Raw genomic sequence first — 16,687 nt, forward strand, 5'->3', positions numbered from 1 at the left:
TCGTCGTTCCTTGGATCGGCGGTGACTCCGGCCGTCCGCCGGCGGGGGCGTGGAGACGAGGTGAGCGATGTCCGAGCCGGGCCCGCTGACCGTGGGCGACCCCGAGCGGATCGGCGGCTACCGGCTGGGCGGGGTGCTGGGCGACGGAGGTCAGGGAGTGGTCTACCTCGGCCACGACCCTGCGGACCGCAAGGTCGCGATCAAGGTGTTGCACGTCCGGATGGCGGCCGACCCCAAGGTGCGCGAGCGGTTCATGCGCGAGGCGGAGATCACCCGCCGGGTCGCGGCGTTCTGTACCGCCCAGGTGCTGGACGGGGGGATCGTCGGCGATCGGCCCTATCTGGTCAGTGAGTACATCCCCGGGCCCTCGCTGAAGGAACTGGTCACCGGCGACGGGCCGCGGACCGGCAGCGGCCTGGACCGGCTCGCGGTCGCCACCCTGACGGCGCTGGCCGCGATCCACCGGGCCGGGATCATCCACCGTGATTTCAAACCCGATAACGTGATCATGGGCCCGGAGGGGCCGGTGGTCATCGACTTCGGAATCGCCCGGGTACTGGCCGCCACCACGCGTTCGGGGCTGGTGGGCACCCCCGCCTACCTGTCGCCGGAGCAGCTCGACGGTCACCAGGCCGGTACGGCGTCGGACGTGTTCAGCTGGGCCGCCACCATGGTGTTCGCCGCCACGGGGCATCCGGCGTTCCCCGGCGCCATCCCGGCGGCGGTGATGAACGCCGTCTCCAACCGCGAACCCGACCTCGCCGGGGTGCCCGAGCGTATCCGCCCGCTGCTGGCCGCCTGCCTGGCCAAGGACCCCGGCGTCCGGCCCACCGTGGCCGACCTGCTCGCCGTCCTCACCCGTGAGGAGCCCGGCACGGTGGAGTCCGGCACGGTGGAGTCCAGTACGGTGGATCACCGGCCGCGCGGCCCCGCCCCGCCGCCTCCGGCGTCCCGTGTCCCGCGCCGTTCCGTCAGGGGGCGCCTGGTGGCCGCGGCGGTGATCGCCGCCGCTCTCGTCCCGGCCGCCGTGGTCTTCTGGCCGTGGCGACCGGAGTCCCCCGAAGTCTCCGCGTCGCCGTCCACGACCCCCTCCGGAACCCCGGCTCTCTCGGTACCGTCCTCATCCGCCACGGGTTCCTCCGGGACCTCCGCTCCGTCGCCCGGTCGGACTCAGCAGGCCGTTCCCTTCGGCATGCCGGTCGGTGAACCGTTCACCGGGCACACCGGGGGAGTCCACTCGATGGCGGTGACGGAGCTGGCGGGGCGGCCGGTCGTCGTCTCCGGCGGTGGTGGCGACGAGAGTCGCACCGTGCGGGTGTGGGATCTGGCCACCCGTAAGCAGATCGGCAGGCCGTTCACCGGCTACGCGGTCACGGTGGCGGAGTTGGCGGGGCGGCCGGTCGTCGTCTCCGGCGACCACGACGGGCTGCGGGTGTGGGACCTGGCCACCCGCGAGCAGATCGGCGGGCTGCTCACCGGCCCCGGTACGAGGCTCACGTCAGTGCTGGTGGCGGAGCCGGCGGGGCGGCCGGTCGTCATCGCCACCGGCAACGGAAGGATATACATGTGGGATCTGGCCACCCACCGGCGGATCGGCGCCCCGTTCGCCGCCCACACCGCTTCCGTCGAGTCGATGGCGGTGGCGGAGCTGGAGGGGAGGCCGGTTCTCGTCTGCGGCGGCTACAACGAGATGCGGGTGTGGGATCTGAGCACCCGCGAGCAGATCGGCGAGCCGTTCACCGGATACACCGACGACGACGTGACGGTGAAGGTGGCGGTGGCGGAGCTGGCGGGGCGGCCGGTCGTCGTCTCCGGCGTCGCGGGTGGCGAGGATCACACCGTGCGGGTGTGGGACCTGGCCACCCACGAGCAGATCGGCAGGCCGTTCACCGGGCACACCTCGGGGGTCGAATCGGTGCTGGTGACGGAGTCGGCGGGCCGCCCGGTCGTCGTCTCCGGTGGCTACGACGGGGTGCGGGTGTGGGATCTGGCCACCCGCGAGCAGATCGGCAGGCCGTCCACCGGCCGCACCCAGGAGATCAATACGATGCTGGTGACGCGACTGCAGGGGCGGCCGGTCGTCGTCTCCGGCGACTTCGACGGAGAGATACGGGTATGGAGCCTGACTCCGCCCTCCCCCGCGCCCGGCTCCTGATCCCGGCGGGAGACCTTTCAGCGCCCGGCACAGTCTGGACTCGTCTCCGGTGATCGCCGTCCGTCCGGTCACGCGGCCGACCAGGTCGAGGAACCGCTGAAGACCGTCATCCGGCCAAGGATCAGCTCTCCCCGTGCCGCAGGTCCTGCCGGCGGATGAACAGCGAGGCGACGAGGGAGATGACGGCGCCCGCGGCGGCGTACCAGCCGACCCAGTCCGGGTGGCCGGAACCGGTCATGGCCTCGGCGACGAGCGGGAAGGTGCCGCCGAAGGCGGCGACGGCCAGGGAGGTGGAGAGGCCGATGGCTATCGCCCGGATGTGGACGGGGAACAGCAGCCCGCCGACCACGTTGAGCACGGCCAGCGCCGGGGCGACGCCGATCACGTAGAGGCAGGCGACGAGCAGGAAGGGCAGCGCGCCCGACAGGAGCAGTGACATCAGCGGCACGGTCGCCACGGCCAGGTAGCCCAGCCCGACGCGGGTGAGCGTCAGGGGGGACAGCCGGTCGGAGAGCTTTCCGAAGACCACCATGGCGACGAACTGGACGGCGATCGCGACCATGATGAGGGAGGACGCCGCCGCCGCGGAGACGACCCCGGCCTTGGCCGCGAACTGGGGCAGGTAGAGCGTGCCGAAGTAGAGGCTCATCGTGCTGCCGACGGTCATGAAGAACACGGCGAGCAGCTTGCGCAGGTTGGCGCGGAGCAGCGGAAGCACCTTGGGACGCGCGCCGGAGGCACGTGTTCTGACGAACTCCTCCGGCTCGTCCACCGACCGGCGGATCCACAGGGCCGCCAGCCCGAGAACCGCGCCGAACAGGAAGCCGTACCGCCAGGCGCCGTTCTCGAGCCCCTCCTTGCCGAAGCCGGCGAGCAGGACGGCGAGCACCGCGAAGGACAGTAGCTGCCCGAGCATGCCGCCGCCGTAGGAGACGGCACTGTAGAGGAACCGGCGCGCGCGCGGTGCCGTCTCGGTCACGAAGGCCGCCGAACTGGCCAGTTCGCCCGAGACCGACAGCCCCATCGCGAACCGTACGATGACGATGAGCACCGCTCCGGTCGCGCCTGCCGTGGCGTAGGTGGGCGCGATGCCGATGAGAAGGCTGCCGATCGCGATCGTCATGACCGACAGGGTCATGACGAACCGGCGGCCGTGCGTGTCGGCGAGCCGGCCCATGACCGCGCTGCCCAGCGGCCGGGCCAGGAAGCCGACCGCGAATCCCAGGTAGGCGGCGAGCAGCTTGGTCAGCGGGTCGCCGCCGGGGAATATCTGCGCGGCGAAGTAGGGTGCGAGCACACCGTAGAGCGTCCAGTCGAAGAGTTCGACGACGCCGCCGACGGTCGCGGCGGCCAGTTCCCTGCGAGCGGACCGTACGGGCGTGTCCGCGGCGGCCGTTGTCGTGGACAAAAGTCCTCCAAGAGGCGGAGTAGGGGGTGCTGTGGGCGAGGTGGCATGGAATACGGGTGAGTGGAGGAACCCGTATCCCTTGATCCACGGACCTTCGAGCGGTGGTACCGGCAGGTAGGATTTCCCGGCCATCCTGCGTGTCCCCCTTGGGGCCTCCTAAGCGATTCCTTGCTGACGTCTTGGAAGCGACGACGGTGTGTTCGGGGTTTCCGATCGGCGGCCCGGGGCGCCGGTGCCCCGATGCTCGCCCGCACCCCTTCCCGCCTCTGGAATCCTCGCCGGAGGGTGCCGGGTGCGGGCGATCCAAGAGGATCCCAAGAGTGGGCGGGGAGTATGCGCCCCGGTCGCCGAAAGGTCCCCGCTCGCCGGCGGACGGCTTGGACGGCCCGGTGGTGGCCCTATCTCGGGATGGTGCGCCCGGCCGGCGACTCGTGTTCTTCGCTCGATCTGGCGGCGCGGCCCGCCAGGCGCTCATAGCGCTGCTTGGCGGCCTGGGGGGTGCCCAGGCCGAGGCCGAAGGCGATCTCCTGCCAGGTGAGGTCGCGGCCTCGCGCCATGAGCAGGAGCGCCGCCTCCAGCTCGTCCAGCTCCGCGCGGGCCCGGGGCAGCAGGGTCAGGGCGGCGGTGATGTCGGCGCGGTCCACCTCCGGCTCGCCCTCCTCGCGATGGGCGGCACCGCTCAGCAGGAACGACACGAGCCTGACGGCCTCGTGCGCGCCGAGGACCGTGGGGTGGACCTGCCGGTGGCGCTGGGCGTCGTCGGTCGCGTGGCGCTCGGTGATGCGTGACAGGGAGGCGTACTCGCGGTGCGCTCGCGCCCGGCTCGGATCCGGAGCCGTGAAGGTGTCGGCTGATTCATCGTGGTTCGTGGGCATGCGAACCACGATGAATCACTGAACGATCTATTGTCAACCATATGTGTTAAACAATTTGTTTAAAGACTGGAGATCGCCTCGCCTCCCGCGGACGTCATCGGTGATCGCGGCCGGACCTCAGGAGATGGAGACCGGCAGGTCCTTGATGCCGTTGATGAAGTTGGAGCGGAGCCGGCGGGCGGGGCCGGCCTGCTCCAGGTTCGGCAGCCGCTCGGCCAGCACCTCGAAGAGCACCCGCAGTTCCAGCTTGGCGAGGTGGTTGCCGAGGCAGAAGTGGGCACCGCCACCGCCGAAGCCGATGTGCGGGTTGGGGTCGCGGCCGATGTCGAAGGTGTAGGGGTCGGCGAAGACGTCCTCGTCCCGGTTGGCGGAGCTGTAGAAGACCACGACCTTGTCGTCGGCCTTGACCTCCTGGCCGCCGATCGTCGTGTCGACGGTGGCCGTACGGCGGAAGAGGTTCACCGGGGAGACCCAGCGGACGATCTCGTCGGCCGCGGTACCTGCCAGGGTGCGGTCGGCGACCAGGCGCCGCCACTGCTCGGGGTGTTCGAAGAAGGCGAGCATGCCGCCCGAGGCCGCGTTGCGGGTGGTCTCGTTGCCCGCGACCACGAGCAGCAGCACGAACAGGTCGAACTCCTCCTCGGTGAGGGTCTCCCCGGCGGCGTCGGGCATGATCAGCTTGGTGACGATGTCCTCGCGGGGTTGTTCCCGGCGCTCGGCGGCCAGGGTGTTGGCGTAGGCGTAGACCTCCATGGCCGCGTCCGTGCCCTCGGCGGGATCGGTCGCGTAGTCCGGGTCGTTCATGCCGATCATCCGGTTGGACCAGTTGAAGATCTTGTCCCGGTCCTCGACGGGGGCGCCGAGCAGCTCGCAGATCACGTACAGCGGCAACGGGGCGGAGATGTCCCTGACGAAGTCGACCGAACCGCGCGCCTTGGCCTCGTCCACCAGCTCGTGGCAGATGTCACGGATGTGCTGCTCCAGGGCGCCCATCATGCGGGGGGTGAAGCCCCGGTTGACCAGGGAGCGCCGACGGGTGTGCTCCGGCGGGTCCTGGTTGAGCATCATCATCCGCTGGAGGGCGCGCTCGTCCTCGGGCATCTCGTCGAAGAGCGCGAGCTTCCTGCTTGAGGAGAACAGGTCGGAGCGGCGGGAGACGTGCACCACGTCGGCGTGTTTGGTGACCGCCCAGAAACCCGGCCAGTCCCGCTCGGCGTCACCCGGGTGCGCGTAGACCGGCGCGTTCGCCCGTAGCCAGGCAAGCTGATCGTGCGGCGCGCCGTTCCGCCAGTAGAAGTCCTGGTCGACCAGATCGATGTCCATCGGTCCTCCTGTGCGAACCGGGTCCCCGGTCCTGTGACGCGGCTCGTTGTCGGTGCGGTCGGCGATGTGCCCTCCGGTCGCGAGGCGAGTTCCTCGCGGGACATCCGTCGTGGACGTGGCGAGCGCGGGGCCTGCCGATGTTCCCGCCTCCCGCCGGGGCACGCTGAACCGCCAGGCACTTGATCAAGCGCTTGGTTGGATTACTTTCTGAAACGTGTTCTATTACCTCAGGGGTGCCTCGTCAAGGGGGCGGTCCCTCGTGATCTCCTTGACGACCGTGTAGGACCTGCCCGCCTGGGCGTCGATGACCAGGACGTCGCCGTCACGGCCCGGGTCGAGTGTGCCGCCCCGATCGTCCAGGACATGGTAACCGCCGCCGATCATGTCCGCGCGGACCCGGAGAAGTCCGGTCCTTCCCGCTCGCAGGGTGATCCGGTCGGCCTCACCGTCCCGCCACGAGACGTCCACCGTCACGTCGCCCCAGGCACGCAGGCCGGTGACCGAGCCGGTGGGCCAGGCCGACGGCAGTGCGGGCAGCACGTGGACGGTGTCGTGCCGGCTCTGCAGCAGCATCTCGGCCATGCCGGAGGTGGCGCCGAAGTTGCCGTCGATCTGGAACGGCGGGTGGGTGTCCCACAGGTTGTCCAGCGTGGAGCCCCTGAGCTGCTCGCCGAGCATTCTGTGCGCGTGGTCGCCGTCCAGCAGGCGCGCCCAGAAGTTGATCTTCCATGCCTTGCTCCAGCCGGTGCCGCCGTCGCCCCGCGCGGTGAGTGAGACCCTGGCCGCCTCGGATTCGGGGGTTCCGGCCGTTATCCGCCGTCCGGGGTGCAGCGCGAACAGGTGGGAGACGTGCCGGTGGGTGTTGCCCCGGTCGTCCAGGTCCTCCTTCCACTCCTGGAGCTGTCCCCAGGAACCGATCCGGATGCCCGGGTCGAGCCTGGCCAGCGCGGCCGTCACCTCGGCCTGGAAGGCCTCGTCGGTCTCCAGCTCCTTCGCCGCCTCCAGGACGTTGGTCAGCAGGTCGAAGACGATCTGCTGGGACATCGAGGCGCCCGCCGTGAAGTCGCCCTGCTCGGGGGAGTAGCTGGGGGAGACCACGAGGGTGCCGTCACGCGGGTCGGTGTGCAGGGTGTCCAGCCAGAACTCGGCCGCGCCCTTCATCACCGGGTACGCGGTCTCGCGCAGGTACTCGGTGTCGCCGCTGAAGCGGTAGTGCTCGTACATCCGCTGGGTCAGCCACGCCGCCGCGTCCGGGAACCAGAACGCGGTGGCCCAGTCGTGCACGCCGGTGAAGCCGAACGGGTTGGTCTCGTTGTGCACCACCCAGCCGCGCGCCCCGAACATCTCCCGCGCGGTCTTCGCCCCGGGGGCGACCATCGACCGGATGTAGCGGTCGTACGGTTCGGTCGTCTCGGCGAGGTTGGTCTGCTCGGCGAGCCAGTAGTTCATCTGCAGGTTGATGTTGACGTGGTAGTCGGCCGACCAGGGAGGGTTGGTCGAGTCGTTCCACACGCCCTGCAGATTGGCCGGGAGCGACCCCTCCCTGGAGGAGGCGATCAGCAGGTAGCGGCCGTAGGCGAAGAACATCGCCTCCAGCGCCCGGTCGTCGGCCGAGGCGCCACCGGTGTACGCCGCGCGGAGCCTGTCGGTCGGGACGGCCGGGGCCCGCTGGCCGAGGTCGAGCCTGACCCGGTCGAACAGCTTCCGGTGGTCGGCCAGGTGATCGGACCTGAGCCTTTCGTACGACTTCCCGGCGGCCCTGTCGACCGCCGAGGTGACCCTGGCGTGCGGGTCGGCACCCCGGTAGGCGGGATGGACGTCGGCGTAGTCGGTGCCCGCGGACAGCACGAACACCGCGCTGTCGGCGCCCGCGACAGTGATCCGGTCGGTGCCGTCGGTGCGGGTGCCGCCCCGGGTGATCACCTGGACCTGCGACTCGAACCTCATGCCGTTGTCGGCGAGCGCGCCCCGGACCGTCAGGCGTCCCTTCGAGACCGAGACCCGCCTGTCGGAGCGGGGGGAGGAGGTGCGCAGCGTGAAGGAGACCTTGCCCTTCTCGTCGGCGGAGATCCGGCCGACGACGACGTTGCCGGGGTGGCTGGCGAAGTACTCGCGGGAGTAGGTCACGCCGTCCGAGGTGTAGCCGACCCTGGCGATCGCGTCGCGCAGGCTCAGCTCCCGGCGGTAGCCGGTGGCGGCCCCGGGAGTACCGGGCATGTCCAGCCAGAGGTCGCCGAAGGTCTGGTAGGCGCCGAACCCCCTCCTGGGCCGGCCGAGCCTGGCCGCCACCGCCGCGGGGGACACCTTGCCGTCGCGGTCGATCTCCGCCCGGACCTCGGCGATCGCGTTCGGCCTGGGGGAGGTCCAGTCGCCGAAGTCGTAGCCGTCGGAACCGGGGCCGCCGGTCCACAGGGACTTCTCGTTGAACTGGATCCGCTCGCCGCCGACGCCGCCGAACACCATGGCGCCCAGCGCGCCGTTGCCGATCGGCAGCGCCTGGGTCTCCCAGTCGGTGGCCGGGCTGTCGTACCAGAGCGTCAGGTCATCGGGTGTGTCCGCTCGTCTCATGTCCGCTGCCGGCTCCTCGTTCGCCGGACCGGGTCCGTACGGCCAGGTGGTGGGGGTGCCGGCGGCGAGGAGAACCGTGGTGAGACGTCGTCGTGGGGGCGAGGCAACGAACTCCTCCGATCACAGGACGGGACTGTTTCCAGGAGATGGCATCGAAACTCCACCGTAACAAGCATCATCCTCCGATGTCTGTAGCGAGTTGATCGCTTGAACCCTCGTCGCGGCGGCAAACACCGGGAATGATCTTCGCCCCTGTTCGCGCGGGTAAATCCGATGAATAGGGGCCGTGTTTAAGCGGCTATCCAGCATCTGCCCTGCTAGATGAGGTTTCTCCTCGATAACGGATCGGATGTATCCGGCTGTGAGGGGTTGACATCAAGGTTCGAAATCGTTCAGCATCGCGAGATAAGACATCGGATGTATCAACGAGAGGTGCGGTGTGAAGCTGCTGCGAGTGGGACCCGTCGGCCAGGAGCGACCGGCGGTCCTGGACGGGGCCGGTAATCTCCGCGAAATCTCGGAGGCGGAGATCGACGGGGCTTTCCTCGCTTCGCAGGGGGTGGCTCGCGTCCGGGAGGCGCTGGAGCGGGACGAACTGCCCGTGCTGAACGCCGAGGGACTGCGGATCGGCGCCCCGATCGCCCGGCCGGGCAAGATCGTGTGCATCGGGCTCAACTACCGCGACCACGCGGAGGAGACGAACGCCGCGATCCCGGCGGAGCCGGTCGTCTTCATGAAGGCCCCCAACACGATCGTCGGCCCCAACGACGAGGTGCTCATCCCCAGGGACAGCGTGAAGACCGACTGGGAGGTCGAGCTGGCGGTCGTCATCGGCGAGACGGCCCGCTACGTCGAGACGGACGAGGAGGCGCTGTCCAAGATCGCGGGCTACGCCATCTCCAACGACGTCTCCGAGCGCGAGTTCCAGCTGGAGCGCGGCGGCCAGTGGGACAAGGGCAAGTCCTGCGAGACCTTCAACCCGCTCGGCCCCTGGCTGGTCACCCCCGACGAGATCCCCGACCCGCAGGCCCTGGGCCTGCGCCTGTCGGTGGACGGCGTACGGCGCCAGAACGGCGACACCCGGAACATGGTCTTCACCGTGGCGGAGATCGTCCGCTACCTCAGCCGGTTCATGGTCCTCGAACCCGGTGACCTCATCAACACCGGCACCCCCGCCGGCGTCGCGCTCGGCCTGCCCGGCACCCCGTACCTGCGGGCGGGACAGGTCATGGAGCTGGAGATCGACGGCCTCGGCGCCCAGCGGCAGACGGCGGGACAGGCATGAGCGAGGGAGTGGGCGCGTACCGCATCACCTCGATGGAGACCCACGACATCCGCTTCCCCACCTCGCTGGAGCTCGACGGCTCCGACGCGATGAACCCAGACCCCGACTACTCGGCCGCCTACCTGGTGCTGAGGACCGACGACGGGTTCGAGGGCCACGGCTTCGCCTTCACCATCGGACGCGGCAACGAGGTGCAGACCTCCGCGATCAGGGCGCTGGAGCCGTACGTGCTCGGCAGGGACGTCGAGGACATGGGCGCGCTCTGGAAGGAGATGGTCCACGACTCCCAGCTGCGCTGGCTCGGCCCGGAGAAGGGCGTCATGCACATGGCGATCTCCGCCGTGGTCAACGCGCTCTGGGACCTGAAGGCCAAGCGGGCGGGCAGGCCGCTCTGGCTGCTGCTGGCCGAGATGTCGCCCGAGGAACTCGTCGAGCTGGTCGACTTCCGCTACCTCACCGACGCGCTCACCCCGCGGGAGGCGCTGGAGATCCTGCGCGCCGCCGAGCCCGGCAGGCGTGAGCGCGTCGCCCACCTGCGCGAGCACGGCTACCCGGCCTACACCACCTCACCGGGGTGGCTCGGCTACGACGACGACAAGCTGCGCCGCCTGTGCAAGGAGGCGATGGACGAGGGCTTCACCCAGATCAAGCTGAAGGTCGGCGCCGATCTGGAGGACGACCGGCGACGGATGCGCATCGCCCGCGACACCTGTGGCGACGACTTCCCCATCGCGATCGACGCCAACCAGCGCTGGGACGTCGACTCCGCCATCGCCTGGGTGAACGCCCTCGCGGAGTTCCGCCCGCACTGGGTGGAGGAGCCGACCAGCCCCGACGACGTGCTCGGCCACGCCGCCATCGCCAGGGGCATCGCGCCCATCCCGGTCGCCACCGGCGAGCACGTCCAGAACCGCATGGTCTTCAAGCAGCTCCTGCAGGCCGGCGCGATCTCCTACCTGCAGATCGACGCGGCCCGCGTCGCGGGGGTGAACGAGAACATCGCGATCCTGCTGCTCGCCGCCAAGTTCGGCGTCCCGGTCTGCCCGCACGCGGGCGGGGTCGGCCTGTGCGAGCTGGTACAGCACCTGTCGATGTTCGACTACGTCGCGGTCAGCGGCTCGATGGAGAACCGGGTGATCGAATACGTCGACCACCTGCACGAGCACTTCGTCGATCCCGTGGTGATCGAGAACGGCGCCTACGTCGCGCCGAGCCTGCCCGGTTTCGGCGCGACGATGCACGCCGCGTCGATCACCGACCACACCTATCCCAACGGTCCGGTATGGAGGTCCCTCAATGGCTGAGTTCGACGGCCTGCGTGCCCTGGTCACCGGTGGCGGATCCGGCATCGGCCTGGCCACCGCCACCCTGCTGGCCGAGCGGGGCGCACAGGTGGCCTGCCTGGACATCAACGCCTCCGATGGCCCGTTCGTCGAGGTCAGGGCGGACGTCACCGACGAGGAGGCGGTCCGCGCGGCCGTCTCACGGGCAGCGGAACAACTCGGCGGGCTGGATATTCTGGTGAACAACGCTGGGATCGGTGCCGCCGGGACGGTCGAGGACAACTCATACGAGGAGTGGTCGAGGGTCCTGGACGTCAACGTGCTGGGCGTCGTCCGGGTCACCCGGGCGGCACTGCCGCATCTGCGTCGCTCGGCACACGCCGCGATCGTCAACACCTGCTCGATCGCGGCCACGGCCGGGCTGCCCCAGCGGGCGCTGTACAGCGCGTCCAAGGGGGCGATCCAGTCGCTGACCCTGGCGATGGCCGCCGACCACATCCGCGAGGGAATCCGGGTCAACTGCGTCAACCCGGGCACCGCCGACACTCCCTGGGTGCGGCGCCTGCTCGACGTGGCGGAGGACCCGGCGGCCGAGCGTGCGGCCCTTGAAAGCCGCCAGCCGACGGGCCGCCTGGTGAGCGCCCCGGAGGTCGCCGCGGCGATCGCCTACCTCGCGAGCCCGCTCGCGGGGTCCACCACCGGCATGGCCCTGGCCGTGGACGGCGGGATGCAGGGGCTCCGGCTCCGGCCCAGATCCTGACCGGGTCCCAGGCCTCGGCCGCGGCCCGGACTCGCGCGGGTCACGACGGATCGACGGCGGGAGCCATCCCGCCAGATGAGATATCGCTCTAAAAGCAATTCATCCCCCCGAATAGAGGCAAAAGCATGAAAATCCGCCCCGCGGCGACAGGTGCGGCGCTGCTCGCGATCGCGTTCACCCTCTCCGCCTGTGGATCGTCGGAGTCCACCGGGACCGGCGCGGCCCAGCCCGCCGGCGAGGCCGGCGCCACGGGCGGCAAGGTCGGGATCGACTTCCCCCGCGCCGACTCCGACTTCTGGAACTCCTACAACAAGTACATCCCGCAGATGGCACCCGAGCTCGGCGTCGACCTGATGCCGCCGACCAACTCGCAGAACGACGTGGCCAAACTGGTGGCCAACGTCCAGGCCCTGTCCGGCCAGGGCGCCAAGGCGATCGTCATGGCCCCGCAGGACACCGGCGCGATCGCCTCCACGCTGCAGAACCTGGAGAACAAGAACATCCCGGTCGTCAGCGTGGACACCCGCCCCGACAAGGGCAAGGTCTACATGGTCGTGCGGGCCGACAACAAGGCGTACGGCACCAAGGCCTGCGAGTTCCTCGGCGAGAAGCTCGGCGGCAAGGGCAAGGTCGTCCAGCTCATGGGCGCGCTCTCGTCGATCAACGGCCGCGACCGGGCCGAGGCGTTCGGCGCCTGCATGAAGGAGAAGTTCCCCGGGATCACCGTCTTCAACGAGCCGACCGAGTGGGAGGGCACCAAGGCCGCCTCGATGCTGCAGACCCGCCTTGAGCAGCACCCGGACATCAAGGGCGTCTACATGCACGCCGGAGGCGTCCACCTGGCCCCCACCATCCAGGTGCTCAAGGCCAAGAACCTGATCGCGCCGCCGGAGGACCCCAAGCACGTCTTCGTGATCTCGAACGACGGCATCCCGCAGGAGTTCGAGGCCATCCGCAAGGGCGAGATCGACGCCACGCTCTCCCAGCCGGCCGACCTCTACGCCAAGTACGCGCTCTTCTACGCCAAGGCCGCGATCGACGGCAAGACCTTCCAGCCCGGCCCCACCGACCACGACAGCACGATCATCCAGCTGCCGAACGGCCTGGAGGACCAGCTTCCCGCCCCGCTGGTCACCAAGGAGAACGTGGACGACCAGGCTCTCTGGGGCAACCAGGTCAAGTGATGACTTCTTCCGTCAAGGCGGTCGAGGCGCTTGGGATCACCAAGCGCTTCGGCCCGACCACCGCTCTCAACGGCGCCGAGATCGCCATCACCGAAGGAGAGACGCACGCGCTGATCGGCAGGAACGGCGCGGGCAAGTCCACCCTGGTGTCGATCCTCACCGGGCTGCAGCGCCCCGACGAGGGCGAGGTCCGCTTCGCCGGGCAGCCCGCGCCGCCGCCGGCCGACCGGGACGCCTGGCGGCAGCGCGTCGCGTGCGTCTACCAGAAGTCGACGATCATCCCCACGCTCTCCGTCGCGGAGAACCTCTTCCTGAACCGCCAGACCGAGCGAGGCAGGATCAACTGGCGGTCCCTGCGCACCCGGGCCCGGCGGCTCCTGGAGCAGTACGGCGTGGACGTCGACGCGGAGACCATGGCCGGGGACCTCGGCGTCGAGCAGCGCCAGCTGCTGGAGATCGCGCGAGCACTGTCGTTCGGCGCCCGGTTCATCATCCTGGACGAACCCACCGCCCAGCTCGACGGCCCCGCCATCCAGCGGCTCTTCGACCGGATGCGCTCCCTGCGGGAGCAGGGCGTCACGATGATGTTCATCTCCCACCACCTTGAGGAGGTGTACGAGATCTGCCAGAGCGTCTCGGTCTTCCGCGACGCACGGCACATCGTCACCGCCGCGGTCGAGGACCTGCCGCACGACCGGCTCGTCGACGCGATGACCGGCGAGGCCACCGCCGCCTACGAGTACCGCACCCGCCCCCTCGCCTCTGCGGCCCCCGTGGTGCTGTCCACCCGGGGGCTCAGCCTCGCCGGCCGCTACCAGAACGTGGACCTGGACGTTCGCGCGGGCGAGATCGTCGGCCTGGCCGGCTCGGGCAGCAGCGGCAAGGTCGGTCTCGCCGAGACCCTGGTCGGCCTGCAACGGGCCGACACCGGGACGGTGACCGTCAACGGCACCGACATCAAGCAGGGCGACGTGCCCTCCGCACTCCGCGCGGGGCTCGGGTTCGTCCCCCAGGACCGGCACCACCAGGGCTTCGTCCCGCTGCTTTCGATCGCCGAGAACGCGACCATCCCGATCGCCCACAAGCTCGGCCGCTTCGGCGCGGTGTCCCCGGCCCGCCGCCGCGAGCACGGTGCCCGGATGATCGAACAGCTGGACATCAAGACGACGGGGCCCGACCAGCCGGTGGCCGACCTGTCCGGCGGCAACGCCCAGAAGGTGGTGCTGGCCAGGGCGCTCGCCGACGACCCCCGCGCGCTCGTGGTCATCAACCCGACCGCCGGGGTGGATGTCAAGGCCAAGCACTCCCTGCTCGGTGCGGTGGAGGACGCGGCCGACCGGGGTGCGGGGGCCGTGCTGGTCTCCGACGAACTCGACGACCTGCGGATCTGTGACCGCGTCCTCGTCATGTTCCACGGCAGGATCGTCAAGAACGTGCCGCGTGGCTGGACGGACAACGAGCTGGTGGCGGCGATGGAAGGTATCGACCACTGATGACCACGACGAAGACCTCCTCTCCCGTGTCGGCCGCCCCCCTGGGCCGCCGCATACAGCTCGGGCGGTTCCGCGACCTCACCCTGGTCCCGGTGATCGTCGTGCTGCTGATCGCCGGCTCCTTCGTGGACCCGATCTTCCTCACCCCGGGCAACCTGACCAACGTGCTTCAGCAGCAGTCGGCCCTGGCGCTGGTGGTGCTCGCCGAGGCGATGATCCTGATCTCCGGGAAGTTCGACCTGTCCCTGGAGTCCACGGTCGGCATGGCTCCCGCCGTCGGCGTGATGCTGGTCATCCCGGTGGCGGCCGGCGGGTTCGGCCTGGAGCTGCCCGGCATCCTGGCGATCCCGCTCTGCCTGCTGGTCGGCGGCCTGGTCGGCGCCTTCAACGGCTTCCTGATCATGCGGTTCCAGCTGTCGGCGTTCATCGTCACGCTGGCCATGATGATCGTCGTGCACGGACTCCATCTGGGGCTCACCCAGGGCAAGAGCCTGTTCGAGCTGCCCGAGTCGTTCCTCTACCTGGGCAGCGCCACCTGGCTCGGCCTGCCGGCGGCCATCTGGATCGTCGGCGCGCTCTTCACGGTGGCCATCGTCGCGCTCGGCTACTTCCGGGTCGGCCGCTCGCTCTACGCCATCGGCGGCAACGCCGACGCCGCCCGCGCGGCGGGCGTCAGGGTCGAGCGGGTGGTCTGGGTCGTCTTCGTCATCGGCGGGATCGTCGCCGCGCTGGCCGGCGTGCTGGAGACCGGTCGCCTGGGTGGCATCAGCGCCAACCAGGGCGTCGGCTGGATCTTCATGGCCTTCGCCGCCGCGGTCATCGGCGGCGTCAGCATGGACGGCGGCAAGGGGACGATCCTCGGTGCGCTCACCGGTGTCCTGGTGATCGGCCTCGTCGAGAACATCCTGACCCTGAAGGGCGTCCCCGGTGAGTGGAAGCAGCTGGTCTACGGTTCGATCATTCTGGTCGCCCTGATGATCAGTCGCCTGGCAGGCGGCAAGGCCCAGGACTGACGTGTCGCGGTCCCGCCCCTCCGGGCGGGACACGCGGAGGAGCGAAGTTCTCAGGGATGCGCGGACCCGGGCGGATACCTCGGACTGCGCGAGAGCCAAGAAGCATCACTCCCGTACCAGAAACATCAAGCCGTCCAGAACGGAGCAAGAGGTGCAGGTCAGCAGGTACGGCTTTGGCGCGGCCCCGATCGGGAACCTGTTCTCCGAGGTCGGCGAGGACGTGGCGCGGGCGGCGGTGGACACGGCCTACGAGGCGGGCATCCGGCTGTTCGACACCGCGCCGCACTACGGGCTCGGCCTGTCGGAGCGGCGGCTCGGCGCCGCCCTGGCGGACCGGCCCCGTGACTCCTACACCCTGTCCACCAAGGTCGGTCGCCTGCTCGTCCCGGCCGAAGGCCCCTTCGGCCGGGACGAGCAGGGCTTCGACGTCCCCGCCGACCTGCGCCGGGTGTGGGACTTCTCCCGCGACGGGGTCCGGCGGTCGCTGGAGGAGAGCCTGGCGCGGCTCGGCCTCGACGCGGTCGACATCGTGCTGATCCACGATCCGGACGACCACTGGGAGCAGGCGGTCGGTGAGGCGTACCCGGCCCTGGCGGAGCTGCGCGACCAGGGGGTCGTCAAGGCGATCGGGGTCGGCATGAACCAGGCGGGGATGCTCGCTCGGTTCGTCCGCGAGACCGGCGTCGACATGGTCATGCTCGCCGGGCGCTACACCCTCCTCGACCAGTCGGGCGCCGACGAGCTGCTGCCGCTCTGCGCCGGGCGCGGCGTCTCGGTGCTCGCCGCCGGGGTGTTCAACAGCGGCCTGCTGGCCACCCACGACCCGTCGGGCACCTACGACTACGCGCCGGCCCCCGGCCCGCTCCTGGAGCGCGCCCGCCGGATCGCCGCCGTCTGCGACCGGCACGGCGTCACCCTGCCCCAGGCGGCCCTGGCCTTCCCGCTCCGCCACCCGGCGGTCGCCACCGTCGTCGTCGGCGCCCGCTCCGCCACCGAGGTGACCCGCAACGCCGCCCTGACCGCCAAGCCCGTCCCCGAAACCCTGTGGACCGACCTCACCGCCGAGGGCCTGATCCCCTGAACGCATCCCGGTCCTTGGAGGACAGGCCGTCACGGGGTCCGGTCGGTTCACGGTGCGTCGAGGGCCGGCTCCGGGGGGAAGAGGCGGCCGGGTCTCCCAGCCGAGCGGTCATCGATTCAGTCCTCGGGGGGATCAATCGCGTAGCTGCCGGGTGACGGACGGGTCAGTGATCGTGGTGTCGGCGGCCAGCAGGAACGCCTTCGACAGGATGATCGACAGCATGCCGTCGCCCTCTTCGAAGGGGGCCACCGGGCGGGGG

General features: G+C 70.1%; 12 protein-coding genes. 8 read left to right on the forward strand and 4 right to left on the reverse strand.

Features of this window, described 5'->3' with window-relative positions; genetic code table 11:
- The first annotated feature begins 67 nt into the window (after positions 1–67).
- Complete coding sequence (locus AB0K21_RS35960) at positions 68–2,155, forward strand: serine/threonine-protein kinase (RefSeq protein WP_364156265.1); 2,088 nt, start codon at positions 68–70, stop codon at positions 2,153–2,155.
- Between the two features lie 121 nt (positions 2,156–2,276).
- On the opposite strand, the gene AB0K21_RS35965 is transcribed toward AB0K21_RS35960, so the two are convergent.
- The 4 genes from AB0K21_RS35965 to AB0K21_RS35980 form a co-directional block, all read right to left on the reverse strand.
- Positions 2,277–3,563, reverse strand: a complete 1,287-nt coding sequence (locus AB0K21_RS35965) for an MFS transporter (protein ID WP_364156268.1) — start codon at positions 3,561–3,563, stop codon at positions 2,277–2,279.
- Positions 3,564–3,961: 398 nt separating this feature from the next.
- The gene (locus AB0K21_RS35970) at positions 3,962–4,438 is read right to left on the reverse strand and encodes a DNA-binding protein (protein ID WP_364156271.1); all 477 of its coding nucleotides are present in this window, start codon (positions 4,436–4,438) and stop codon (positions 3,962–3,964) included.
- 117 nt (positions 4,439–4,555) lie between these two features.
- Complete coding sequence (locus tag AB0K21_RS35975) at positions 4,556–5,761, reverse strand: cytochrome P450 (protein WP_364156274.1); 1,206 nt, start codon at positions 5,759–5,761, stop codon at positions 4,556–4,558.
- Positions 5,762–5,983: 222 nt separating this feature from the next.
- Positions 5,984–8,329, reverse strand: a complete 2,346-nt coding sequence (locus AB0K21_RS35980; RefSeq protein ID WP_364156277.1) for a glycoside hydrolase family 95 protein — start codon at positions 8,327–8,329, stop codon at positions 5,984–5,986.
- A gap of 439 nt (positions 8,330–8,768) precedes the next feature.
- On the opposite strand from AB0K21_RS35980, the gene AB0K21_RS35985 reads away from it, so the two are divergent.
- From AB0K21_RS35985 to AB0K21_RS36015, 7 genes are all read left to right on the forward strand, one after another.
- Positions 8,769–9,614 (forward strand): fumarylacetoacetate hydrolase family protein, encoded by an 846-nt coding sequence (locus tag AB0K21_RS35985; RefSeq protein WP_364156280.1) that lies wholly within the window; start codon positions 8,769–8,771, stop codon positions 9,612–9,614.
- Positions 9,611–10,918, forward strand: coding sequence for an L-fuconate dehydratase (locus tag AB0K21_RS35990; RefSeq protein WP_364156283.1), 1,308 nt, complete (start codon positions 9,611–9,613; stop codon positions 10,916–10,918). Before AB0K21_RS35985 ends, AB0K21_RS35990 begins: the two co-directional genes overlap by 4 nt.
- Positions 10,911–11,657, forward strand: coding sequence for an SDR family oxidoreductase (locus AB0K21_RS35995; protein WP_343973167.1), 747 nt, complete (start codon positions 10,911–10,913; stop codon positions 11,655–11,657). The genes AB0K21_RS35990 and AB0K21_RS35995 overlap by 8 nt, the downstream gene beginning before the upstream one ends.
- 125 nt (positions 11,658–11,782) lie before the next feature.
- Entirely contained in the window at positions 11,783–12,841 is a 1,059-nt protein-coding gene (locus tag AB0K21_RS36000) for a sugar ABC transporter substrate-binding protein (protein WP_343973164.1), read from the forward strand.
- Positions 12,841–14,334, forward strand: a complete 1,494-nt coding sequence (locus AB0K21_RS36005; protein WP_343973161.1) for a sugar ABC transporter ATP-binding protein — start codon at positions 12,841–12,843, stop codon at positions 14,332–14,334. Before AB0K21_RS36000 ends, AB0K21_RS36005 begins: the two co-directional genes overlap by 1 nt.
- Positions 14,334–15,347, forward strand: a complete 1,014-nt coding sequence (locus tag AB0K21_RS36010) for an ABC transporter permease (protein ID WP_343973158.1) — start codon at positions 14,334–14,336, stop codon at positions 15,345–15,347. Before AB0K21_RS36005 ends, AB0K21_RS36010 begins: the two co-directional genes overlap by 1 nt.
- A gap of 151 nt (positions 15,348–15,498) precedes the next feature.
- Positions 15,499–16,428: an aldo/keto reductase gene (locus tag AB0K21_RS36015; protein ID WP_364156289.1), complete on the forward strand. Its 930-nt coding sequence runs from the start codon at positions 15,499–15,501 to the stop codon at positions 16,426–16,428.
- Positions 16,429–16,687: the final 259 nt, after the last annotated feature.

Source organism: Streptosporangium sp. NPDC049248, from assembly GCF_040678965.1.
In the GTDB taxonomy this organism is placed as follows: domain Bacteria; phylum Actinomycetota; class Actinomycetes; order Streptosporangiales; family Streptosporangiaceae; genus Streptosporangium; species Streptosporangium fukuiense.

What these genes read in the sequence shown, in the direction of transcription:
- AB0K21_RS35960 (WP_364156265.1), top strand. Translation starts at nt 68, where the DNA reads ATGTCCGAGCCGGGCCCGCTGACCGTGGGCGACCCCGAGCGGATCGGC.
- AB0K21_RS35970 (WP_364156271.1), bottom strand. Translation starts at nt 4,438, where the DNA reads ATGCCCACGAACCACGATGAATCAGCCGACACCTTCACGGCTCCGGAT.
- AB0K21_RS35975 (WP_364156274.1), bottom strand. Translation starts at nt 5,761, where the DNA reads ATGGACATCGATCTGGTCGACCAGGACTTCTACTGGCGGAACGGCGCG.
- AB0K21_RS35980 (WP_364156277.1), bottom strand. Translation starts at nt 8,329, where the DNA reads ATGAGACGAGCGGACACACCCGATGACCTGACGCTCTGGTACGACAGC.
- AB0K21_RS35990 (WP_364156283.1), top strand. Translation starts at nt 9,611, where the DNA reads ATGAGCGAGGGAGTGGGCGCGTACCGCATCACCTCGATGGAGACCCAC.
- AB0K21_RS35995 (WP_343973167.1), top strand. Translation starts at nt 10,911, where the DNA reads ATGGCTGAGTTCGACGGCCTGCGTGCCCTGGTCACCGGTGGCGGATCC.
- AB0K21_RS36000 (WP_343973164.1), top strand. Translation starts at nt 11,783, where the DNA reads ATGAAAATCCGCCCCGCGGCGACAGGTGCGGCGCTGCTCGCGATCGCG.
- AB0K21_RS36005 (WP_343973161.1), top strand. Translation starts at nt 12,841, where the DNA reads ATGACTTCTTCCGTCAAGGCGGTCGAGGCGCTTGGGATCACCAAGCGC.
- AB0K21_RS36010 (WP_343973158.1), top strand. Translation starts at nt 14,334, where the DNA reads ATGACCACGACGAAGACCTCCTCTCCCGTGTCGGCCGCCCCCCTGGGC.